Annotated in this window: 19 protein-coding genes; 6 read left to right on the plus strand and 13 right to left on the minus strand. The window is 72.0% G+C overall.

What is annotated here, in order from left to right:
- Positions 1-30: 30 nt before the first annotated feature.
- Positions 31-1,008, minus strand: a complete 978-nt coding sequence (locus tag OHA25_RS39865) for a Ppx/GppA phosphatase family protein (RefSeq protein ID WP_327582076.1) — start codon at positions 1,006-1,008, stop codon at positions 31-33.
- Between the two features lie 335 nt (positions 1,009-1,343).
- Here OHA25_RS39865 and OHA25_RS39870 point away from each other — a divergent pair, with 335 nt between their 5' ends.
- Both OHA25_RS39870 and OHA25_RS39875 read left to right on the plus strand, forming a co-directional pair.
- Positions 1,344-2,159 (plus strand): formylglycine-generating enzyme family protein, encoded by an 816-nt coding sequence (locus tag OHA25_RS39870; RefSeq protein ID WP_442942226.1) that lies wholly within the window; start codon positions 1,344-1,346, stop codon positions 2,157-2,159.
- A gap of 4 nt (positions 2,160-2,163) precedes the next feature.
- Positions 2,164-3,300, plus strand: a complete 1,137-nt coding sequence (locus OHA25_RS39875; RefSeq protein WP_327582078.1) for a UDP-N-acetylglucosamine--N-acetylmuramyl-(pentapeptide) pyrophosphoryl-undecaprenol N-acetylglucosamine transferase — start codon at positions 2,164-2,166, stop codon at positions 3,298-3,300.
- Between the two features lie 48 nt (positions 3,301-3,348).
- Here OHA25_RS39875 and OHA25_RS61600 read toward each other — a convergent pair whose 3' ends face one another.
- On the minus strand, positions 3,349-3,606 hold the full coding sequence (locus tag OHA25_RS61600) for an aromatic-ring hydroxylase C-terminal domain-containing protein (protein WP_442942227.1): 258 nt from the start codon (positions 3,604-3,606) through the stop codon (positions 3,349-3,351).
- Positions 3,564-4,559 carry an aldo/keto reductase gene (locus tag OHA25_RS39880; protein ID WP_327582079.1) on the minus strand — a complete coding sequence of 332 codons (996 nt, stop codon included), beginning with the start codon at positions 4,557-4,559 and terminating at the stop codon, positions 3,564-3,566. The genes OHA25_RS61600 and OHA25_RS39880 overlap by 43 nt, the downstream gene beginning before the upstream one ends.
- A 128-nt stretch (positions 4,560-4,687) precedes the next feature.
- Between OHA25_RS39880 and OHA25_RS39885 the strand changes: the two genes are divergently transcribed.
- Positions 4,688-5,575, plus strand: a complete 888-nt coding sequence (locus OHA25_RS39885) for a helix-turn-helix transcriptional regulator (protein ID WP_327582080.1) — start codon at positions 4,688-4,690, stop codon at positions 5,573-5,575.
- 19 nt (positions 5,576-5,594) lie between these two features.
- Here OHA25_RS39885 and OHA25_RS39890 read toward each other — a convergent pair whose 3' ends face one another.
- From OHA25_RS39890 to OHA25_RS39920, 7 genes are all read right to left on the minus strand, one after another.
- The gene (locus tag OHA25_RS39890) at positions 5,595-6,536 is read right to left on the minus strand and encodes a hypothetical protein (protein WP_305918915.1); all 942 of its coding nucleotides are present in this window, start codon (positions 6,534-6,536) and stop codon (positions 5,595-5,597) included.
- 21 nt (positions 6,537-6,557) lie between these two features.
- Positions 6,558-7,466 carry a hypothetical protein gene (locus OHA25_RS39895; RefSeq protein WP_327582081.1) on the minus strand — a complete coding sequence of 303 codons (909 nt, stop codon included), beginning with the start codon at positions 7,464-7,466 and terminating at the stop codon, positions 6,558-6,560.
- A gap of 46 nt (positions 7,467-7,512) precedes the next feature.
- Positions 7,513-8,307, minus strand: a complete 795-nt coding sequence (locus tag OHA25_RS39900) for a hypothetical protein (protein WP_327582082.1) — start codon at positions 8,305-8,307, stop codon at positions 7,513-7,515.
- Positions 8,308-8,753: 446 nt separating this feature from the next.
- Positions 8,754-9,407 (minus strand): response regulator transcription factor, encoded by a 654-nt coding sequence (locus OHA25_RS39905; RefSeq protein WP_327582083.1) that lies wholly within the window; start codon positions 9,405-9,407, stop codon positions 8,754-8,756.
- Positions 9,404-10,558, minus strand: a complete 1,155-nt coding sequence (locus tag OHA25_RS39910) for a sensor histidine kinase (RefSeq protein ID WP_327582084.1) — start codon at positions 10,556-10,558, stop codon at positions 9,404-9,406. The genes OHA25_RS39905 and OHA25_RS39910 overlap by 4 nt, the downstream gene beginning before the upstream one ends.
- A gap of 140 nt (positions 10,559-10,698) precedes the next feature.
- Entirely contained in the window at positions 10,699-13,548 is a 2,850-nt protein-coding gene (locus tag OHA25_RS39915) for an NACHT domain-containing protein (RefSeq protein ID WP_327582085.1), read from the minus strand.
- Between the two features lie 64 nt (positions 13,549-13,612).
- Positions 13,613-15,478: a propionyl-CoA synthetase gene (locus OHA25_RS39920; protein WP_327582086.1), complete on the minus strand. Its 1,866-nt coding sequence runs from the start codon at positions 15,476-15,478 to the stop codon at positions 13,613-13,615.
- Between the two features lie 45 nt (positions 15,479-15,523).
- Here OHA25_RS39920 and OHA25_RS39925 point away from each other — a divergent pair, with 45 nt between their 5' ends.
- Together OHA25_RS39925 and OHA25_RS39930 are read left to right on the plus strand one after the other, a co-directional pair.
- Positions 15,524-16,162 (plus strand): nucleotidyltransferase domain-containing protein, encoded by a 639-nt coding sequence (locus tag OHA25_RS39925; RefSeq protein WP_327582087.1) that lies wholly within the window; start codon positions 15,524-15,526, stop codon positions 16,160-16,162.
- Positions 16,159-16,899 (plus strand): nucleotidyltransferase domain-containing protein, encoded by a 741-nt coding sequence (locus OHA25_RS39930; protein ID WP_327582088.1) that lies wholly within the window; start codon positions 16,159-16,161, stop codon positions 16,897-16,899. The genes OHA25_RS39925 and OHA25_RS39930 overlap by 4 nt, the downstream gene beginning before the upstream one ends.
- Positions 16,900-16,987: 88 nt before the next feature.
- On the opposite strand, the gene OHA25_RS39935 is transcribed toward OHA25_RS39930, so the two are convergent.
- Complete coding sequence (locus OHA25_RS39935) at positions 16,988-18,760, minus strand: non-ribosomal peptide synthetase (RefSeq protein ID WP_327582089.1); 1,773 nt, start codon at positions 18,758-18,760, stop codon at positions 16,988-16,990.
- Positions 18,761-18,779: 19 nt separating this feature from the next.
- On the minus strand, positions 18,780-19,511 hold the full coding sequence (locus OHA25_RS39940; RefSeq protein ID WP_327582090.1) for a thioesterase II family protein: 732 nt from the start codon (positions 19,509-19,511) through the stop codon (positions 18,780-18,782).
- Between the two features lie 136 nt (positions 19,512-19,647).
- Between OHA25_RS39940 and OHA25_RS39945 the strand changes: the two genes are divergently transcribed.
- Positions 19,648-20,871, plus strand: a complete 1,224-nt coding sequence (locus OHA25_RS39945; RefSeq protein ID WP_327582091.1) for a cytochrome P450 — start codon at positions 19,648-19,650, stop codon at positions 20,869-20,871.
- Here OHA25_RS39945 and OHA25_RS39950 read toward each other — a convergent pair.
- Positions 20,811-22,640, minus strand: a complete 1,830-nt coding sequence (locus tag OHA25_RS39950) for a non-ribosomal peptide synthetase (protein WP_327582092.1) — start codon at positions 22,638-22,640, stop codon at positions 20,811-20,813. The two genes, OHA25_RS39945 and OHA25_RS39950, sit on opposite strands and share 61 nt — an antisense overlap.
- Between the last annotated feature and the right edge of the window lie 11 nt (positions 22,641-22,651).

The following is a 22,651-nucleotide window of genomic DNA, read 5'->3' on the forward strand; positions in this document are numbered from 1 at the left end:
CTTATGCCGATTTTTGGGGATATATCACCCTTACTCCGGCTTCTCGGGCTTCTTGGGCGCGGCGGTGGACTGGTCATGACGCCCGGGCAGCAGGTCGAGGCGGCGCAGTATCACGCCCTCGCGCAGCGCCCACGGGCAGACCTCCAGCCGGTCCACCTCGAACAGATCCATGGCCGCGTCAGCGACCAGCGCCCCGGCCGCCAGTTGCGCCGCCCTGCCCTCGGACACGCCGGGCAGCTCCGCCCGCTCGGCCGCCGTCATGGTAGTGAGCTTGACCGCCCAGTCGGCCATGTCCTGCCGGGTCAGCGAGCGCGCCACGTACGGGCCGTCGCTGGACGGCGCGGCCCCGGCGATCCTGGCGAGTTGCCTGAAGGTCTTGGAGGTGGCCACGGCGCGGTTGGGCTCGCCGTACCTGACGACGTCGCCGACGGTGCGGGCGATCTCGGTGCGTACGTGCTTGCGCAGCTTGCGCACCTCGTCGGCGGCCGGGGGGTCGGCGGTGAACCAGTCCCGCGTCAGGCGCCCGGCGCCCAGCGGCAGCGACACCGCCACGTCCGGCTCCTCGTCCACGCCGCCGGCGATCTCCAGCGAGCCGCCCCCGATGTCGAAGGCCAGCAGCCGCCCCGACGACCAACCGAACCACCGGCGCACGGCCAGGAAGGTCAGCCTGGCCTCGTCCCGCCCCGACAACACCTCGATGTGCACGCCGCAGCTCTCCTCGACGCGCGCGAGCACTTCCTCGCCGTTGGCCGCCTCGCGCACGGCGGAGGTGGCGAAGGCCAGCAGGTCCTCCACCCCCTTGTCCTCCGCCAGGTGGACGGCCTCCTGGACGAAGTCGCACAACCGCTCGATGCCCTCGTCGGCCAGCCGGTTGTCCTTGCGGAGGTACTCCGTCAGGCGGAGCCCCTCCTTGTGTGAGAACGCGGGCATCGGCCGGGCGCCGCGGTGGGCGTCGACGACCAGTAGATGAACGGTGTTCGAGCCGATGTCCAGCACGCCGAGTCGCATGGGCAAACGCTACCGTTCTGCCGCTTTTACTACGAAACAGAGGGTGAGTGCCGGCATCGGATCCTCCAACGGTGACGGACGGCCTGACTGAGCGCTCACGCAGAAACGCCCGGGGACGCCCGTGGTCGCGAAGATCCGGATGGACGACCACCAGAGCAGGCGGCCCGATGATCCGAACTCCGGTGCGCACACTCCAGGCACTACCCTTCCTTGGTGTCGCGACACGTTTGGGGGGATCTTTGAGCGCTTGCTGTGGCCCGAGCAGAGACGGCGCCGCCGCCGGGACGCACCGGCAGCCGGTGGGGATCACCACGCGGCGGGCGGCGCCGCGCGGGATGGTGCGCGTTCCCGGCGGGACGTTCCTCATGGGCGGGAGCGACCCGGACGGCCGGCCCGAGGACGGCGAGGGCCCGGTCAGGGAGGTGCGGCTCGACCCGTTCATGATCGATCCGGCATGTGTGACGAACGCCCAGTTCGCCACGTTCGTCAAGGAGACCGGATACGTCACCGAGGCTGAGCGGATCGGCTGGTCGTTCGTGTTCCGGCAGTTCGTCGCGGGCGGCGTGATGGACGCGACCGTGCCGGGCGCGCCGTGGTGGGCGGGCGTGGAGGGTGCCACCTGGCGCTCCCCCGAGGGCCCGGGGTCGTCGATCGGCGACCGGCAGAACCACCCGGTCGTGCACGTGTCGTGGCACGACGCCACCGCCTACGCCGTGTGGGCGGGCAAGCGGCTGCCGACCGAGGCGGAGTGGGAGATGGCGGCCCGCGGCGGGCTGGAGCAGAAGCGGTTTCCGTGGGGCGACGAGCTCGCCCCCAGCGGGCGGCCGCGGTGCAACATCTGGCAGGGTCGCTTCCCGACCGCGCCGAGCCGGGGCACGATGCCGGTCAAGTCGTTCCAGCCGAACGGATACGGCCTGTACAACGTGTCCGGCAACGTGTGGGAGTGGACCGCCGACTGGTGGGCCACGACGTGGGAGCCGCGCGCCGACAACCCGGCCGGACCCGCCGAGGGGACGGCGAAGGTGATCCGCGGCGGCTCGTACATGTGCCACGATTCCTACTGCAACCGCTACCGGGTGGCGGCCCGCACGGCCAACACACCGGACTCCTCGACCGGGCACACGGGTTTCCGCTGTGCGGCCATAGTCTGATCGCATGTCACGAACCCTGCGACTGTTGATCACCGGCGGCGGCACCGGTGGCCACACCTATCCGGCCTTGACCACCCTGTCGGCCATCCAGCGGCGGCAGATACCGCACGACGTGCTCTGGGTGGGCACCGCCGGCGGCCTGGAGGCCAGGATCACGGCCGAGCACGGCATCCCGTTCAAGGCGATCACCACGGGGAAGCTCCGCCGCCGCCCGAACCTCAAGGAGCTGGGCACCAACATCGCCGACGTGTTCCGCATCCCGGTCGGGGTCTGCCAGGCGATCGGGCACGCGGCCCGCTACCTGCCCGACGTGGTGTTGTCCACTGGGGGTTACGTGGCGGTGCCCATCGGGGTCGCGGCCAAGCTGATCAGGCGGCCGCTGGTCATGCACGAACAGACGACCGTCGTGGGGCTGGCCAACCGGATCCTCGCCAGGCTGGCCACTAGGATCGCGTTGTCGCACGAGTCGTCGCTGGAGCACTTGCCCGCCTCGGCCAGGAAGCGGGCCGTGGTGACGGGCAACCCGGTCCGGCCCGAGCTGCTGCAGGGCAACCGGGCGGCGGCGTACGACCTGTTCGGGCTGACGTTCGAGGTGCCGCTGATCTACGTCACGGGGGGCGCGCAGGGCAGCAGGCAGATCAACACGCTGATCGCGGAGATCCTGCCGCGGCTGCTGCCGCATGCGCAGGTCGTGCACCAGTGCGGTCCCGCCTGGATCGAGCAGATGCGGGCCGTCGAGGTGCCCGCCGACCTGGCCGACCGCTACCACCCGGTGCCGTACGTGGGCGGCGAGCTGGCCGACCTGTTCGCCGCCGCCGACGTGGTGATCGCGCGGAGCGGGGCGGGCACGGTGTCGGAGCTGACTGCGATCGGCAAACCCGCGGTGCTGATCCCGTTGATCCCGACCGGGGGTGACGAGCAGCGCAAGAACGCGGCTTACCTGGCCTCGGCGGGGGCGGCGCAGGCGCTGCTCGAGCCGCATCCGACGGCCGAGCAGCTGCTGGCCGAGTTGATGCCGCTGCTGGCCGACCCGGGCTTGCGGCAGGCGATGGGACAGGCGGCGGCCAAGCTGGGCCGCGTGGACGCCGCCGACGCGCTGTGCGACCTGCTGCTGGAGACGGCCAGGGTCCAGACGGTCTAGCGCGCCGCGGGCTTGCACGACCGACCCAGTACGGCACCATATGACGGGTCAGGCGCGGGACACCGGCTCGGCCGAAAAGCCGCGTGCCACCGCCGCCTTCGCCTGGGCCGCCAGGTCCGTGCGGTCGTCGCTCGCCCAGGCCACGTAGCCGTCGGGGCGGACGAGGATCGCCGCGGGCAGGCCGGGAGTGGCCGGGCCCGCGTACGGCCTGCGCGCTCTCGCCTCCCAGGCACGCCGGAGCGGGTCCCGCCGGGAAGGCGGGTTCAGTTGCCCACGCCGAGGTTGGACATGAACGCGGACGGGTATCGGTCGCCGCGCGCCGAGCCCAGCGGCACCGCCTTCTCGATGTCGGCGAGGTCGTCCGCGGTGAGGTTCAGGTCGATCGCGGGCAGCGCCTCGGCGAGCCGCTCGCGGGTGCGCGCGCCGACCAGCGGCACGATGTCCTCGCCCTGTGCGGCCACCCAGGCCATGGCCAGCTGAGCGACGGTGCAGCCCTTCGCCTCGGCGATCCGGCGCAGGGCGTCCACGAGGGCGAGGTTGTGTTCCACGTTCCCGCTGGAGAAGCGCGGGCTGGTGGCGCGCATGTCGCCGGGTCCGGCGATGTGGCCGGCCCTCCAGTGCCCGGAGAGGAGGCCGTGGCCGAGGACGCCGTACGCGGTCAGGCCGATGCCGAGCTCCCGCAGTGTGGGCAGAACCTCGGCCTCCACCGCGCGGGAGATCAGTGAGTACTCGATCTGCAGGTCGGCGATCGGGTGCACGGCGTGTGCCCGGCGGATCGTCGCCGCATCGACCTCCGAGAGCCCGATGTGCCGCACGTACCCGGCGTCGACCATCTCCTTGATCGCGCCCACCGTCTCCTCGATCGGGACCGCAGGGTCCAGCCGCGCGGGACGGTAGATGTCGATGTGGTCGGTGCCCAGCCGGGTCAGTGAGTAGGCCAGGAAGTTCTTCACCGCCTCGGGACGGCCGTCCTGCCCGCCGAGCTCGCGGCCCGGCCCCCGCAGCTGGCCGAACTTGACACTCAGCACGTAGCCGTCGCGATCCCGGCCGCGCAGCGCCTCGGCGAGCAGCAACTCGTTGTGGCCCATGGCGTAGAAGTCGCCGGTGTCGATCAGCGTGAGGCCGGCCTCCAGTGAGGCGTGCACGGTGGCGATGCTCTCCGCGCGGTCGGCCGCGCCGTAACCGCCCGACATGCCCATCGCACCCAGGCCCAGCGCGGAAACGGCCGGTCCCGTGCGACCCAGGGTTCGTAGCTGCATCATGTTCTCCCTTGCTGATGTCGTCTCGCCACATCGTCGGCCCGGGCCGGGGCAGGCGGAAGCGGAGCGTTCATCCAGGGAGAGCCGCTCCCTGGCTCGGCGCGCCGTCCGCGAGGCAGCATGGAACCATGCAACGTGACCAGCTCGCCGACTTCCTGCGCCGCCGCCGCGAGGCGATCCGTCCGGCCGAGGTGGGCCTCCCCGACAGCCCCCGCCGCCGCACGAGCGGCCTGCGCCGGGAAGAGGTGGCGATGCTCGCCGGCATGTCGGTGGACTATGTGGTACGCCTCGAGCAGGGCCGCAGCAGTCAGCCCTCGGCCCAGCTGCTCGCCGCGCTGGCCCGGGCGTTGCGCCTGTCGGACGATGAGCGCGACCACCTGTTCCACCTGGCCGGCCACCGGCCCCCGCCCGCCGACGGGGTGGCTCGCCTGGCCCGCGCCGGCCTGATGCGCATGCTCGACCTGCTCGGCGACACCCCGGCCGTGGTGCTGTCCGACCTGGGGGAGGTCCTCGCCCAGAACCGGGCGGCCGTCCTGCTGACGAGCGACCTCACCGGCCTCTCCGGCGACCGGCGCTACATCGTCTACCGCTGGTTCACCGACCCCGCAACCCGCGCCGTCCACCCGCCCGAGGAGCAGGAACATCAGGCCCGTCAGCTCGTGGCCGACCTGCGCGCGGCCGTCGGCCGCAGGTCAGGCGACCCCACGGTCGCCGGACTCGTCGACCGTCTGCAGGCCGCCAGCGCCGACTTCCGCCGGCTCTGGGCCGAGCACGAGGTGGCGGTCCGGCGCGCCAGCCGCAAGACCCTGCTGAACTCGCGGGTGGGCCGCATGGTGATGAACTGCGAGACCCTGGTCACCCCGGACCAGCGTCAGCAACTGCTGGTGTTCACGCCGGCGGACGCCGAGACCCGCGAGCGGCTGGAGCTGCTGCGGGTGCTCGGCATCGAGGAGTTCCCCTCAAGCGCCCGCCGCGCCACGTCCGCACCGCCGAACTCGACGCAACGAACGCGGTGAACCCCGTGAACGCACCCGGCTAGTGCCGGCCGCCGTCGGCGGGGCCCGGAAGGGTCGGGGGGTCGTCGCCGGGTGGGCTGGGGTCGAGGTAGCGGAAGGCCTCGTGCGCGGAGCTGACGCTCCGCCTCAGCGCCTGCTCCAGCCGGTCGGCGTCGGCGGCCAGCCGCTCCAGCTCCGTCGTGGCGAAGCCGTCCGCGCCGGTCTCGGCCACCAGCTCCTCGTACTGGTGCAGCCGGCCGCGCAGCTCCTCGATCTGCTGATGGGCGCGGTACGCGCGCTCGGCCTCGGTGACGTTGGCCGCGTAACGTTCCAGCGCCTCGACGCGGGCGATCACGGCGGCCTCGCTGCTGTCCAGCGCCCGGGCCAGGGGCGCGGCCACCGCCTCGACCTCGGGCGTGACGCCACGCGAAACGGTTTCCCTGTGTTTGGCGCGCAGTGCCGACAACTTGGCCAGGAGGCGGGCGATCTCCCACTCCTGGGCGGGCAGCATCACCGCGTTGCGCGCGTCGTCGAGCAGCCCTTCGGTGTTGACCCGGGAGCCGGTCACGGCGGCGATGGCCCGCTGGGCGCGGCTGAGCAGCCTCTTGGAGGACTCGTCGAGGTCGTCGGTCAGCACGTAGCGGCCCTCGTACCACCGCAGTTGCTCGTAGATCTCGCGCTCGAAGTCGTCTTCCTCCTCGCCCGGCAGGTCGTTGCGGACGAACAACACGATCATGAGGGGGATGCCGAAGAGCACGAGCATGAGCAGGCCGAGTCCCCTGCCCGCGGCGCCTAAGCCGAGCATCAGCCCGAAGAAGGCCACTGTGGCGAAGGCCGCCACCATCCGCCAGTGCGCGCTGGACAGGACCCTGCGTGGTTGCGGAGCCCAGCCCTGACGCATCTTGATGAGGATCCGCCGGCTCTGTTTCAGCAGTTGCGCGTCGTCCGGCGGCACTCCGGGGTCTACCACGACATCCGCCACAAAATCGGATCCTAAGCGAAGTCACCCCCTAAGGTGGCGAAAAGCCTCATGCGCCGAGCTGACGCTGTCGCGTAGTGCCTGCTCAAGGCGGTCGGCGTCATCGGATAACCTTCCGAGTTCCGGTACGGCCGACCCGCCGGCGCCCGACTCGGCCAGGAGCTCCTCATAGCGGGGCAGCCGGGCGCTGAAGCGTTCGATCTGGCGCCTGGCGCGGTAGGCGCGCTCGGCGTCGGCGACGTGGCCGGCGTAACGTTCCAGCGCCTCGACGCGGGCGAGCACGGCCCGCTGGCTGCTGTCGAGCGCCTCGCCGAGGGCCTCGGCCACGGCGGCCACCTCCGGGGTGACCCCTTCGGAGACGACCTCCTGGTGCTCGGCGCGCAGCTCGGACAACTTCGCCAGGAGCCGGGCGATCTCCCACTCCTGTTCGGGCAGCATCACGGCGTTGCCGGCGTCGTCGAGCAGTCCCTCGGCGTTGACCTGGGAGCCCACGACCTGCTCGACGGCTTCCTGGGCGCGGGCCATGAGCGCGCGGGCGGGCTCGTCGAGGTGCTCGCGCAGGACGTAGCGGCCGTGGTAGTCGCGGCTTTTGTCGTGGACGAGACGTTCGAGCGCGTGGCGGCGCTCCACCTCGGCGTCGGGCCTGGGTCTGAGCAGGAGGGCGACGACCATGAGCGCGGCTCCGGTCGTCATCACGACGAAGGGCGTGTAGAGACCGGCGACGAAGAGGGTGAGGCCGTACAGCCCGGCGAGCGCGGCCGTTCCGGTGACGGTCAGCTGGACGGTGAGACCGGCCGCGAGGCGCAGGCGCTTGTGCGCGGGCGCCCAGCCGTCGTGGATGCGGGCGAGGATCTCGGGGTTGTCACGTAAGAGGGCCGCGACGTCGCGGGGGACCGCCGGATCGACTATCACCTTCGCCTGACGTCCGGCCACGTAACTGATCCTATGTACTCATGCTCTGGGACGGTCTGTCCGGCTGTCAGCCTTCCAGATATTTGAACGCCTCATGCGCGGAGGCGACGCTGCGCCGTAAGGTCCGCTCCAGCACGTCGGCGTCCTCGGCCAGCCGCTCGATCTCGCTCACCCCCAGCGCGTCGGCTCCCGACTCGGCGAGCAGTTCCTCATAGCGCGGCAGCCGCGACCGCAGCTCCTCGATCTGGCCGCGCGCGTGGTAGGCACGCTCGGCCTCGGCGACGTGGCCGGCGTAACGTTCCAGGGCCTCCACGCGGGCGACCACGGCGGCCTCGCTGCCGGCCAGCGCGCGTTCGAGCGGTTCGATCACCGAAGCGACCTCCGGGGCGATGCCCCGGGCCAGCAGCTCCTTGTGTTCGCCGCGCAGCGCCGACAGTTTGGCGAGCAGGCGGGCGATCTCCCACTCCTGGGCGGGCAGCATCACCGCGTTGCGGGTGTCGTCCAGCAGGCCCTCGGCGTTGACGTGGGAGCGCAGCACCGAGCCGATGGCCCGCTGCGCCCTGCCCAGCACGAGCCTGGCGTCGTGGTCGAAGTCGTCGGCCAGGAGGTAGCGGCCGTCGTACCAGCGGGCCTGCTCGTACACGTGCCGCTCGTGCGGGCGGTCGTCCTCGGGCACCTCGCTCATGGAAGCGATCTTGACGAGGACGATGAAGACGTACGTGCCGAGCAGCACGAACCCGGCCGGCGCCATGCGCGCGGCCAGGAGGACGGCCATGAGCGCGATCACGGCGGGCGTGATGGCCAGGAGCATGACGCTGGAGGGGCCTTTGCGGCGTGTGTGGTGCTCTGCGGCGGGGGGCACCCAGCCTGCCCGCACCCTCGACAGCAGGGGGGCATTCGCACGCAACAAACCGGCTACCTCCGGGGGAACGCCCGGATCGACGACCACACCCACGCTCTGTCCTGGCACCCTGGCGCCCCCAACGCTCGTGATGTTCGGATATTACGTAACATTCGGGCGGAGTGTCAGCCTCGGAAAGGACAGGGCCGGGAACCCCATGTGCACGTGCCAAGCGCTTCCACGGCAGCGGGCACTGGAACGGCGCTCGCCACCCGGGCGTCGACCAGCACCGACGCCCGGCCCGACCGCCGTGATTCGCATCGACGCATCCCGGTGGCCCGCCCTCGACGTGCCGCTGAAAACCCGGAACGTGTGGCGCCGACGGTCCACCGCAGCCGGCCGGAGGAGTGGCGCGGGTGTCGATCGCCGCAGCGGCCACGCCGGTGACGGGCATCGCCGCGCCGGCGTCACCCGGGATGGTCGCCGGGGCGCACGAGGCCGGTCTCATAGCCGATGACGACCAGTTGGGCCCTGTCGTGTACGCCGAGCTTGGCCATCATCCGGTTGACGTGGGTCTTGACCGTGAGGGGGCTCATGAAGAGCCGCTCGGCGATCTGGGTGTTGGTCAGGCCGCGGGCGACCCCGGTGAGGACCTCGCGTTCGCGGCCGGTCAGCGCGGCCAGCCGGTCGGCGTCCAGGCCGGCGGGCCGCGCGGTGAACTCCTCGATCAGCCGCCGCGTGACGCCGGGTGAGAGCAGGGCGTCGCCCCGGGCCGCCACCCGCACGGCGTGCCGGATCTCGGCCGGTTCCGCGTCCTTCACCAGGAAGCCGCTGGCTCCCGAGCGGAGCGCCTCGTACACGTACTCGTCCAGGTCGAAGGTCGTGACCACGACGACCCGCACGCCGTCCCCGGCCAGCGTCCTCGTGGCCTGGAGGCCGTCGACCTCGGGCATGCGGATGTCCATCAGCACCACGTCCGGCTGGAGCCGGCGGGCCATCCGCACCGCCTCCGCGCCGTCGCCGGCCTCGCCGACCACGGTCAGATCCTCCTCGGTGTCCAGCAGGGCTCGCAATCCTGCCCGTACGAGGGGCTGGTCGTCGGCCAGCAGGACCGTGATCATGCGGGTAACCGGGCGGTGACGCGGAAGCCGCCGGTGGGGGCGTTCCCGGTGGTGAGCAGGCCGCCCACGGCGGCGACCCGCTCGGCCATGCCGGTCAGGCCGTGCCCGCGTGGCGCGTTGCTCCCGTTGCCGTCGTCGTCCACCCGGACGGTCACCGCTCCGGTCTCGTAGGTCAGCGTGACCGCCGCAGTGGTGGCGCCCGCGTGCCTGATGGTGTTGGTCAGGGCTTCCTGGACGACACGGTAGACGGTCAGGTCGGCGGCAGGCGGGAGCGGCCGCTGCTCGCCCTCGACGTCCAGGTGTACGGGGAGGCCGGCGGTCCGCAGGAGCGCGGGCAGCTGCGCGGAGCCGGGCATGGGGTGCCGCCCGTCGTGGAGATCGGCCGGCGACAGGCGTCCCGGACCCGGCGGACCGGCGGCGGGTGCGCCGGTCCCGGGGCGCAGGACGCCGAGCACGGACTTCATCTCCGCCAGGGCCTGCCGGCTGGAGGTGCGGATGACCTGGAGCGCGGCGGCGGCCTCAGGCGGCCCTCCGGCACGGTCCACGGCCTCGGCGGCCACGGCGGCGTGCAATGCGATCACCGACACCGTGTGCGAGGTGACGTCGTGCAGCTCTCTGGCGACCCGCAGCCGCTCCTCCTGGGCGCGCCGCAGCGCCTCCTCCTCGCGGGTGCGCTCGGCGTACGCGGCCCGGCGCTCCACCTCCTCGGTGTAGGCGCGCCGGGCCCGCGACGCCTCCGCCGGCTGGGCCGCGGCCAGCACGAGCAGCGCCCAGACGAGGACCGCGACCGCGACCTCCACTTCCCACCGCACGACCAGGACCGCACCGGGCACCGCCACGAGCACCGTCGCTCCGGCCCATCCGGCCAGCCGCTTGCCGGCGGCGATGGCCGCGAACACGGCGATCAGCGGGGGCACCGCCCACAACGACAAGGGGTAGCCCAGGGCGAAGACGGCCACCGCCGCGCCCGTGCACACCACCAGCACCGCCACGGGCCGATCCGGCAGCCAGGCCAGCCCGAGCACCGTCGCGCCGAGTAGCACGTAGCCGAGCAGGTCGAGCGGCCTGGCGTCCGGCTGGTTGCCGTAGGCCATGACCGTCGAGGAGAAGACCGCCACCGCCATCACGCACGCCTGGGCAATCGTCTTCACACCCGCACGGTAGTGCGCTACTCCCCCACCGCGCGATACTCCCGCCGCAGCACCTGGGGTACGGCATGCGCGGTAGCCACGCAGGCGGCCGGCACGGCGGCACGGTCACGGCCCGGCCGCGGGATGAGGACGGCTGACGATCATTGTGGAGCTGCCGGTGGATCCGTCGGCTCCCTGACGTCGTCGTGGAGGTCCCACAGCTCGGTCTCCGGGATGCCGGCCTTGACGAGCTGCTCCCAGGTCGCCATCCGGCCCGCCGGGTCGGCGAGCAGGGTCTGCAGCAGCGGCCGCAACGCGGCGTGGTCGGCGCCAGGCTCTGCCCACAGCGCCCCCAGCGCCTGGTGCATGGCGGGCGAGCGGACCGCCGCCGTCCGCAGCAGCTCCTCCAGGATGCCGACGCGGTCCCGGAAGGGCAGCGCACGCCCCTCCCCCAGCGCGCGCAGCAGCAGGTCCAGCAGCCGGCGGTGGCGCGGGGAGTGGCCGGTGGCGACCGCCACGACGACGTCGCCCATGCCGGAGGGCCGCGTCCCGCCGAGCACGACGTCCTCCTTGCCGCCTTCGACCACCCGCTGCGCCGACAGCGCGGTGACCAGGCCCTGCCAGCCCTCCTCCCCCAGCTGGCCCTTCCACAGGTGGGTGAACGACGCCCAGCGCTCCAGGTAGTCCGGTCCGGGCAGCAGTGAGGAGACGGTGACCGGCTCCTCGGAGGCGCAGGCGATGAGCAGGGTGAGGTTGGCCGAGTACGCGGCCAGGCGCCGGGTCAGCGTGTGGCGCACCGGGCGGAAGCCGGTGAAATGGCGGCGGCTCCGCTCGTACAGGGAGCGCCGCAGCAGCCCGGTCAGCAGCTCGGCGCAGCGGGCCCGCACTGCGCTCGGCACCTCGTCGAGCAGTTCCAGGATGAACCCGACCGTCGCCCCCCGCTCGGCCAGGCAGGAGTGGGACGTGACGGCGTACAGCAGGTCGTCGTCCACGCTCTGCACCAGGGCGAGCGGCTCGTCCCCGGCGTGGCGGCGCCGCCGGTCCAGGTCGCGCAGCGCGTACATGGCCAGCCAGGCCACCAGGAACTCGCCGAACGTGGAATGCAGGAACGCGTGGCCGTTCCTGCGCACGAAGAAGAACCGCTCGGTGGCCCTGCGCGCCCAGTCGACGTGGCCGTGCTCGTCGGCACCGTCGTCTTCGCCGCCGTGGCACAGGGCGGGCAGGTCGCGGTCGAGGGACTCGTCGGTGATGACCTGGCGGCCGCGGGCCAGCATGGACAGTGCCACTGTGCCCAGCATGACGAGCTCCTGGTCGATCAGTACGCGCCGCGCCCCGCCGGTCTCCCGTTCGGTGAAGTCCCTCAGCAGGACCTCGTACAGGCGGGAGCGTTTGAGCGGCGCCGGCGTGCCGCGCTGCAACGCGTTGCCGCCGGCGTCGTAGAGCGCGAGCAGGAGCAGCAGGAGCGGCTGCCTGGCCATCTCACCGTGGGCGAGCGCCGCCTCGGCGGGCAGCGGCTTCAGGTCGCGCCTGGCCAGCAGGGCGCGGTTGGCCTGGTCCCAGATGGTCAGCCACTGGCGCACCTGGTCGTCCTCGAACGGCTGCAGCTCCAGCGCCAGCAGCCCGTCGGGGAACCTGATCCGGTCGGCCACCACGGTGCGGCTGGTCACGATCGCCGCGACCGGCCGGCCGAGGCCTGCCTCTCGCTGCTGGAACGCCTGCACCTGCGCCAGGTAGTCGTAGCGGTCGACGCCGCCCTGCACCAGCTCGTCGAACCCGTCGAGCAGAATCACCGGCAGCGCCCCGTCGGCGGCCGACACCAGCTCGGCGTACTCGACCTCGTCCCCCAGGAGCGCGCCGACGGCCTGCTCGATCTGCTCGGTGACGCTCGCCCGCGCGGCCACGCTCTGCAGGTCCACCCTGATCGGCAGGAACTCCGAGCGGGCCAGCCGCGCCGCCAGCACCTCGGTCAGCTTCGTCTTGCCCGATCCCGGCTCGCCGAGCACGAGCAGTGGCGCCTGGGTGGCGCGCAGCGAGGTGAGGTGCCCGACCAGGAACGCCTCGGTGTCGGGCAGCAGCCGCCGGCTCTCCCACCAGGTGCGTAACGCGGGGGTGGCCTCGCGGGTGAGCTCGGCGACTCGGCAGCGCGGGGTGAGGTAGCCCTCGCCGAGCAGCGGCAGATAGACGTCCTCCGGCAGCTTGCCGGCCAGCAGGAGCGGCTGGTCGAGGGCGTTGGCGGCCATCCTGGCCAGGTGGATCACGGGACGGTCGCCCACCCGCGGCGGGGCCAGCTCGGCCAGCAGCCACGCCACCCGCGACAGCGCCGTCGCCGGTTGCGGACGCTCGGTGACGAGGCTGCGCACCCCGAACTCGTGGCTGTCCAGCGCCAGTGACCGGTAGTCCTCGTCGTAGATGCGCAGCGCGTGCGCGGGCGGCCCCTCGGCGAGCATCCTGGGCAGCAGGAGCTGGTCGTCGACGGTCAGCTCGTCCCAGATGGACAGGCCGCCGACATATCCCGCCATGGCCTCGGACATGCGCAGGTAGGCACGTTCCACGGCCTGACGGGTTTCACCGTACGGCAGGTGCGGCTCCGGCGTGGGGAGCCGCTCGAGCAGCAGCTCCGCCATCAGCCTGGCGAAGCGCTCGGGGGTCGGCACGCCGCGCGAGATCGCCTCGGTCCGGTCGAGCTGCTCCAGCGTGAACGGCAGCTTGGCCTCGCCGAGCGCCTCGAAGTACGCCGAGACCACGATCACGGCGTGCGCGGCGGCCAGGCGTTGCGTGCGGGTGTGCCGGTCCACCCCGCCGCGCAGCTCGGACATGCGGGCCGCGATGTCCTCGCCGTAGCGGACGATGGAGTGCCGCATGTCGGCCAGCCCCGTCACCAGTTGCTGACCGCCGGCCAGCGGCCAGCCGGTACGCTCGGCGGCCGCGGCGAAGCCGATCACCTTGGCGAGCCTGCTGTCCTTGCATCCGAGCGTCCTCAGGGCGTCTGCGTAGCTCGGAGTCTCGATCATGACCTTCTCCCGGGACTGGGATGTCCCATCATGCGCCGGATACCACCGTCTCGCAGGCTTCCCGTCACTTTCCTCCTATGGCCTCGGCGATCTCGGGCAGCGTGGCGGGGTCCTCGATCGTGGACGGCATGGTGTACGGGTTGCCGTCGGCGATGTCCCGCATCGTGGCGCGCAGGATCTTGCCCGAGCGGGTCTTCGGCAGCCGGGCGACCACCACGGCGCGGCGGAAGGCGGCGACGGGGCCGATGCGCTCGCGCACCAGGGCGGTCAGCTCGCGTTCGAGCTCCTCCGGGTCGCGTTCCGCGCCTGCCTTCAGCACCACGAAGCCGACCGGGAGCTGGCCCTTCAGCTGGTCGGCCACGCCGATCACGGCGCACTCGGCGACGTCCGGGTGCGCGGCGATGACCTCTTCCATCGCGCCGGTCGAGAGCCGGTGCCCGGCCACGTTGATCACGTCGTCGATGCGGCCCATGACGTACAGGTAGCCGTCGGCGTCCAGATGGCCGCCGTCGCCCGTCAGGTAGTGGCCGGGATAGCGCTCCAGGTAGGAACGCCGGTAACGGTCGTCGTCGCGGTAGAGGGTGGGCAGCGCGCCGGGCGGCAGCGGCAGCTTGACGGTGACCGCGCCGTCGACGCCCGGCGGGAGGTCGTTGCCGTCGGCGTCGAGGATGTGCACGTCCCAGCCGGGGACGGGCCTGGTCGGGGAGCCGGGCTTGATCGGCAGGGGCTCGAGGCCGACGCAGTTGGCGGCGATCGGCCAGCCGGTCTCGGTCTGCCACCAGTGGTCGATGACGGGGATGCCGAGCAGGTCGGACGCCCAATGGTAGGTGTCGGGGTCGAGGCGTTCGCCGGCCAGGAAGAGGTAGCGAAGTCCGGACAGGTCCCACTTTTTGGCGAAATTTCCGGATGGGTCCTCTTTTTTGATCGCCCTGATCGCGGTCGGCGCGGTGAACAACGTCCGGACGCCGTGCGTCGACACCACCCGCCAGAACGCTCCTGGGTCGGGAGTGCCGACGGGCTTGCCCTCGTACAGCACGGTCGTGCAGCCGGCCAGCAGCGGGGCGTACACGATGTAGGAGTGGCCGACCACCCAGCCCACGTCGGAGGCCGCCCAGTAGACCTCGCCGGGCGCGGCGCCGTACACGTTCGCCATGCTCCAGTGCAGCGCGACGGCGTGCCCGCCGTTGTCGCGCACGACGCCCTTCGGTGAGCCCGTGGTGCCGGAGGTGTAGAGGATGTAGAGCGGGTCGGTGGCGGCCACGCTCACGCAGACGGCCGGCTCGGCGCCGCGTACGGCCTCCGCCCAGTCCACGTCGCGCCCCTCGGCAAGCCCGGCGACGCACTGCGGCCGCTGGAGGATCACGCACCGGTCGGGCCGGTGTGTGGCCTGCTCAAGCGCCGAGTCCAGCAGCGGTTTGTACTCCACCACCCGGGCCGGCTCGATCCCGCACGACGCCGACATCACGACCTTGGGCCGAGCGTGGTCGATCCGCACGGCCAGCTCCCTGGCCGCGAAACCGCCGAACACCACCGAGTGCACGGCGCCCAGCCGCGCGCACGCCAGCATGGCGACCACCGCCTCCGGCACCATCGGCATGTAGATCACGACAGTGTCGCCGGCGCGCACGCCGAGGTCCCGCAGCATGCCCGCGGTCCGCGCGACCTGGTCGAGCAGCTCTGCGTACGTGAAGGTGCGCACGACGCCCGTGACGGGGCTGTCGTAGATCAGCGCGGCCTGCTCACCGCGCCCGGTCGCCACGTGCCGGTCCACCGCGTTGTAGCAGGTGTTGAGCCGACCGTCGGGGAACCACCGGCCGTCGCCGAAGACGGTGGCGGGCGCCACGTCCCAGTCGATGCCGCGGGCCGCCGCGGCCCAGAACTCGTCGGGGTGTTCGATGCTGTCCCGGTAAGCCTCGTCAAAAGCGCCCACTTGTCGATCAGAACAGCCGCCGGCCCCATGACGCAAGATATTCGGGTGAGTGATGACTTGATCCTTTCCGTCGTCATGGGTTCGCGGGCGTACGGGCTGCAGACCGAGGCCTCGGACACCGACCGGCGGGGCGTGTTCGTGGCGCCGACGGTCGCGTTCTGGCGGCTGGACAAACCCGCCACGCACCGGGACGGGCCGCTGCCCGAGCAGTTCTCGTGGGAGGTCGAACGCTTCTGCGTGCTCGCGCTCGACGCCAACCCCACCGTCCTGGAGTGCCTGTGGTCCCCCATCGTGGAGCTGATCACGCCGGCCGGGCGGCGGCTGCGGGAGCTGCGCGGGGCGTTCGTGTCGGCGAAGGCGCAGCAGTCGTTCGCCGGGTACGCCGACGCGCAGTTCCGCCGGCTCGACCCGGCCGCGCCGAAGTGGAAGCAGGCCATGCACATGGTGCGACTGCTGCTCAGCGGCCTGCACCTGATGCGTTACGGTGAACCGCTGGTCGATATGGGGCCGTACCGGGAGCAACTGCTGGCAATCAAACGGGGCGAGGTGCCGTGGGCGGAGGTGGACGGCTGGCGTGCGGCCCTGTCCGCCGAGCTGGCCGCCACGCCCAGCGTGCTGCCCGCGGAGCCGGACCGGGCGCGGGTCGAGGAGTTCCTGATCGGTGTGCGTAAGGAGAATCTGTGAGCGTGTTACCCGGCTGGCTGTCCGAGATCCCGGGCGAGCAGCCGTACCCGCTGGTGTTCGCGACGGTGAGCGGGGCCCACCTGTACGGGTTCCCGTCGGTGGACTCCGACGTGGACCTGCGGGGTGTGCACGTGCTGCCGGTCGAGGAGGTGGCGGGGCTGCGGCACGGGCCGGAGACGCTGGAGCGGACGTGGACGCGTGACGGCGTGGAGATGGACCTGGTCACGCACGACCTCGCGAAGTTCTGCCGCCTGCTGCTCGGGCGCAACGGCTATGTGCTGGAGCAGTTGCTGTCGCCGCTGGTGGTGGCGTCGTCGCCGGTGCACGAGGAGCTGGTGGCCCTGGCGCCGGGGTGCGTGACGCGGCACCACGCCCACCACTACCTGGGGTTCGCGCGGACGCAGTGGGGGCTCTTCTTGAAGACCATGGAGCTGAAGCCGCTGCTCTACACCTTCCGCGTGCTGGCCACGGGGACACACCTCATGCGTACCGGGGAACTGGAGGCCGACCTGACGCGGCTGTACGCATACGGGCCCGCGTACCTGCCCGAACTGGTGGCGTTGAAGCGGGACGCCGAGCACGGACGCGCGCCTTCCGTCATCGGGGTGGAGGCGGACGTGGAACGGATGACCACGGCGCTGGAGCACGCGCGGGACTCCTCGGCACTGCCGGAACGCGCGACGGCCGAGGGCGCGCTGCACGATCTCGTGGTACGGGCCCGGCTGGCGGCGCCGTGACGCTGGTGGGCCGGCAGGACGCCCCTCTTGACATGTTCCTGACGCCGCTCAGCCTATCCGGACGGCAAGCACCACCAGGCAGATCAGCTCATGAGGGATCGCTCGCCAAGGCGACGGAGGGCCTGGCCTGGTCGATGACCTTGGCTAGGTCCTCGACCACGCTGTTCTCGAAGACCACCTCAGGCGGAAGGTCGGTCTGCAGGTCGCGGCGGATGCGCATGCGGCCGCGGGCGGCGAGGAGGGAGTGGCCGCCGAGGCCGAAGAAGTCGTCGTGGATGCTGATCGACTCCACGCGGAGCAGTTCCTCCCAGAGCTGGACGAGGTAGCGCTCGGTGGCGGTGCGTGGAGGTTCGTAGGTGCGCCGCCGCCGGGAGCGGTCCTCTGCGGCCTCGCGCAGCCGTGCCCAGTCCCGTTTGCCGTGCGCGTCCAGCGGCATGGAGTCCAGGACGACGAATTCGGCGGGGATGTAGGCGGCGGGCAAACGCTCGGTGAGGAAGGCGCGCACGCCGACGGGTGAGAACTCCTCGGCCATCGGGATGACGAAGGCGACCAGGCGCAGGTCGCCAGGCTCCCCTACCGCCGTCACCGCGACCTCGCCTACGTGCGGGTGCTGGTAGAGGGTGCGTTCGACCTCGGCGGGCTCGACCCGGTGGCCGGAGATCTTGACCTGGCTGTCGACGCGGCCGAGGTATTCGAGGGCTCCGTCGGCACCGGTACGCACCAGGTCGCCGGTGGCGTACATGCGGGTGCCGTTCGCGGCGAACGGGTCGGCGACGAAGCGTTGCGCGGTGTGCCCGGGCTGGTCCAGGTAGCCGCGTCCGACGGCGGCGCCGCCGACGTACAGCTCACCGGTGGAGGCGGGGGCAAGCTGATCGTCCAGGATGTACAGACGCGCTGACGCGGTCGAATGGCCGATGGGGACCCGGGTGCAGTCGTCGGGGAGTTCATGGACTCGCTGGGCGGTGCAGGCCACGGTGGCCTCGGTCGGGCCGTACAGGTTGAGCAGGTCCCCGGAGAAGCCCCCGGCCCGCAGCTCGCGGCAGGTGTCGGCGAGCAGCACGTCGCCGCCCGAGCACAGGACCCGCAGGGACGCGAACGCCTCGCGGTCGTGGCGGACGACCTGGTTGAGCGCGATGGCAGGGGCCAGCATCGCGGTGACGCGGTGCCGCCGGAGTTGCCGCCGCAGGTCGGCGCCGATGAGGTCGGCCAAGGCGGGCATCACGACCAGCTCCGCGGCGCCGGCCATGCTGCGTAGCAGTTCGAAGGTGAAGGTGTCGAAGGACAGGTTCGACGCCTGCGCCATCCGGTCGCCGGGGCCGACCGTGGGGAGGGCGGTGTCCGTGGCGAAGGCGATCACGTGGCGGTGTTCCAGCACGACGCCTTTGGGCTGACCGGTGGATCCGGAGGTGAACAGGACGCAGGCCGCGCTCTGCGGGGCGACGTGTGTCGCCAGACCCGAAGCGGGCGGCAGGACGCGCCAGTCCAGCTCGGCCACCTCCACGGGCAGAGTGGCCGGCCGCCCGGTCGTGCCGGGATCGACGAGCAGCAAGCGCAGACGGCCGGCCTGCACCATCTGCTCGCGCCGCAACCTGGGATAGCTGACGTCGATCGGCACGTACGCCGCTCCCGCGCGCAGCACACCGAGCACCGTCACCACGGCGCCGACGCCACGCGGCAGGTGGACGCCGATCCGGTCCTCCTCCCGCACGCCGAGCCTGACCAGTTCGTGCGCGACGGCGTCCGCCCGCTCGGCCAGTTCCGCGTAGCTGAGACTGGTCTCCTCGTCGCTGACGGCGGTCAGGTCCGGGTGAGTTCCGACGGTTCTGGCGAGAAGCTCGGGAATCGTCGCGGGTGCAGACACGGTGCTCATCCTCTTCGCATCAGTAGTCGAGATCTTCCTCGATGACCTTCCTGAGCCCGGCGGCACCTGCCAGGAAGTTCAGCGGATCCCCGGGAAGCACGTGGACGCGTGTCTCGCCGTACTCCTGCCACTCGGCCAGGTCGTCCGGCCCCACGTCGAGGTCGTCCGCCCAGCCGATGGCGCTGATCGGCACCCCGATCGCCTTGGCCGGCGGGGCGTAGTCGAGGCACATCCGCACGTCCTGCCGCAGGACCCGCACCGACAACGACACCAACTCGTCTGGGATGGCCCCGTCGCCGAGGTCTCCTGCGACGCGCCGGAGTTCCGCGGCGATGCGGCGCTCGGACATCCACGGGTGGTAGTAGCCGTAGAAACCCCGGCTCGGCGTCAGGGACGCCGACACGAACAGCCGCTCGGGCGCCCGGACGCCGATCTTCACGGCGCGGGCGGCGAACGCGTGTGCGAGCAGTGCGCCCATGCAGTGGCCGATAAGCGCGTACGGCCGCGCCAGGTAGGGCAGGAGCGCCTCGACGGCGTCCTTGGCGAACGTCTCGAAGTCGCGGTACGGATCTTCCTTGATCCGGTACTCCCGGCCGGGAAGCTGCACGGGATGGACCTCGGCCTCCCCGATCCGCCCGGGCCAGCGCCGCAGCGAGGCCGCGCCTGAGCCGGCGTAGGGAAAGGCGAACAGCAGCGGCTCGTCTCCGGCCGCCGGCTCCTGCAGCAGCCAGCGCGTGGATGGTCGGCGCACGTGCCCTCCAGAAGTCTCGACTGCCGATTGACGCTAGCCGGGAGGGGTTAGCCGCCGGTTACGCGGGACAGGCGTAACCGGCGGCTAACCACGCCGGGGCATAGTCGGGAGCACGTGCGAACCGGAGGTGTCCCAGGTGCTGCCCGTACTCGACCCGGACCAGGTGGAGTCCCTGGACCTGACCTCACCGGCGATCCACGCCGAAGGTGACTTGTCGGCGGTGTGGCGGCGCCTGCGGTCGGAGCACCCGCTCTACTGGCATCCGCCGATGGGCGGCCACCCGGGCTTCTGGGTCGTCACCCGGCACGCGGACGCCGTCAGCGTCTTCCGCGACGGCCGGCGTTTCACCTCGACGTCGGGCAACGTGCTGGAGACCCTGCTCGTGGGCGGCGACTCGGCTACGGGCAAGATGCTCGCGGTGACCGACGGCCCCCGCCACACAGAAGTACGCCGCATCATCACCGGCGCGCTGACCCCGGCCGTCTTCGACCGGCTGGCGCGGCGGATCGAGGATCAGGTGCGGCGGCTCGTGGCGAACGCGCTGGAGCGCGAGGACTGCGACTTCGGCGACGACGTGGCCGCCCAGGTGCCCCTGGCCACCATCTGCGACATGCTCGCCGTGCCCGACTCCGACCGCGCCTACATCCACCGGCTCGGCTCGACCTCGGTCAGCTCGCACGGCCCTGCCCACACCTCGGCCGACGGCTGGAACTCCAAGAACGAGATCCTCGCCTACTTCATCGAGCTCGCCGAGGAGCGGCGCGGCGGCGACGCCGATGACCTGGTCAGCGTCCTGGCGAACGCCTGCGTCAAGGGGCGGCCGCTCGGCACCGACGAGATCGTCTTCAACTGCTACAGCCTCATCCTGGGCGGCGACGAGACGACCCGGCTGGCGATGACCGGCGCGGTCCTGGCGCTGGCGGAGAATCAGGATCAGTGGCGGGCGCTGCGCGCGGGTGAGGTCGGGCTGGACAGCGCGGTCGAGGAGGTGCTGCGCTGGACGACGCCGTCGCGGCATCTCGGCCGGCTGGCGGCGGAACCGGCGGACGTCGGTGGCGGCCGGGTCGAGGCGGGCGACATCGTCACGGTGTGGCTGGCTTCGGCCAACTTTGATGAGCGGGAGTTCGCCCGTTCCGAGCGGTTCCTCCTGGACCGCACGCCGAACCGGCACCTGACCTTCGCCTACGGGCCGCACTTCTGCCTGGGCGCACGACTGGGCCGCATCCAGCTCGCGGCGACTCTGGCCGCCCTTCGTGACCTGGCCGGCGGGATCGAGGTGACGGGCACCCCCCGGCGCGTCTATTCCAACTTCCTCGGCGGCACGTGCAACCTGCCGGTCAGGCTGACCTCGTCCAGGTAGGCGGCGAGGTCGCCCAGGACGGGGTGTTGGAAGACCGTCACCATCGGGATCGCCGGGACGCCTTTGCGGCGCAAGTGCGCGACCAGCCGGATGGCCAGCAGCGACTGGCCGCCGAGCTCGAAGAAGTTGTCCTCCACGCCGACGCGCTCGATTTCCAGCACATCGCGCCACGCATCGGCGACGAGCCGCTCAGTCGGGCTCATCGGCGCCGCCTCCGCGGAGCGCTCATGCCGCACCAGGGGCGGCAGCGCGCCGCGGTCCACCTTGCCGCTGCCGGTCAGCGGGAAACGATCAAGCCCGACGAGTACGGCAGGCAGCATGTACTCGGGCAGGTGAGCAGCGGCGCCGCGCCGTACCAGATCGGCGTCGAACGAGCCCGGGCGCTCGAGCCTGCAGTAGCCGATGAGACCCGCGCCGCCCGGCATGTCGTCGCGGACCATCGCGACCGCCTGGACCACGCCCGGGCAGCGGCTCAGCACCGCCTCCACCTCACCCAGCTCGATCCGGTACCCGCGCAGCTTCACCTGGTCGTCGTCGCGGCCGATGAACTCCAGCCGCCCGGCGGGGCCGATCCGCGCCCGGTCACCGGTCCGGTACATGCGCGTGCCATCGTCCGCGATCACGTCGGGGACGAACCGCTGCGCGGTCAGCGCCGGAGCGCCGACGTAGCCGCGGGACACGCCGTCGCCGGCCACATAGATCTCACCTTCGACGCCGGGGCCGACCGGCCTCAGCTTCTCGTCGAGCAGGTGGATGCGGACCCCGGGCAGGGGCTCGCCCAGGTGCGGCCCGGCCGTGTGGTTGATCGGCGCCCACGTGGCGTCGACCGTGCATTCGGTCGGGCCGTACAGGTTGACCGGCGTCAGGACCCCGGCGGCCCGCTGGTCCGCCAACCGGCTCCACAACGCGGGCGCGATGGCCTCCCCGCCGACGAGCAGCCGCAGGGGCGGCCCCTCGGTGTATTCGGTCAGGTGGTCGAGCAGCGACACCAAGTGGGACGGCGTGATGTCGAGCTCGTCCAGCCGCTCCTCGGCGATGAGCGCCGCCAGCGCCTGCGGGTCGCCGCGCACCTGGTCGTCCACAAGGACGACAGTGTCGCCCCGGCACAACCGCGACCACTGCTGCACGGAGGCGTCGAACGACGGGCTGGCGTTCCACCCGATCCTGGCCGGCCCCGGCCCGACGGCGTGCGCGAGCCCGTCCACGAGCGCGGCCAGCGACCCATGCGTGACCTCGACGCCTTTCGGCCGCCCGGTCGAGCCTGAGGTGTAGATGACGTACGCCCGGTCTCCGGGCAGGATCGGGGCGTGGCCCGGGAGCGCTCCGGCGGCGACGCGGGCACAGGTGTCCACGGTCAGGACCTGCCTGCCGAGGGCGGGCGAGACGCGGCGGCGGGTGACGGGATCGGACAGGACCAGCTCCGCGCCTGCCTGCCGGCACATGTAGCGCAGCCGGTCGATGGGCAGCGCCGGATCCAGCGGCAGGTAGGCGCCTCCGGCGCGCAGCGTGCCGAGCAGGGCGGCCACGAGGTCGATCCCGCGCGGCAGCAGCAGCCCGACCAGGGACTCGGCGCCGATGCCGCGTCTGATCAGCCCGGCCGCGATCGCGGCGCTGCGCGCGGCGAGCTCGCCGTAGGTCAGCACGCCGCCTCGGTAGACGATCGCCGGGCGGTCCGGCCAAGCGGCGGCCACCTGCTCGAATCGGCTGACCACCGTACGCGGGCCCGGGGCCGCCGGGTCGGTCGTCTCGGCGGGTGCGGGCAAGGTCATGCGGTTCTCCT

Origin of the sequence: Nonomuraea sp. NBC_00507, from assembly GCF_036013525.1 — a bacterium.
Taxonomy (GTDB): Bacteria; Actinomycetota; Actinomycetes; order Streptosporangiales; family Streptosporangiaceae; genus Nonomuraea.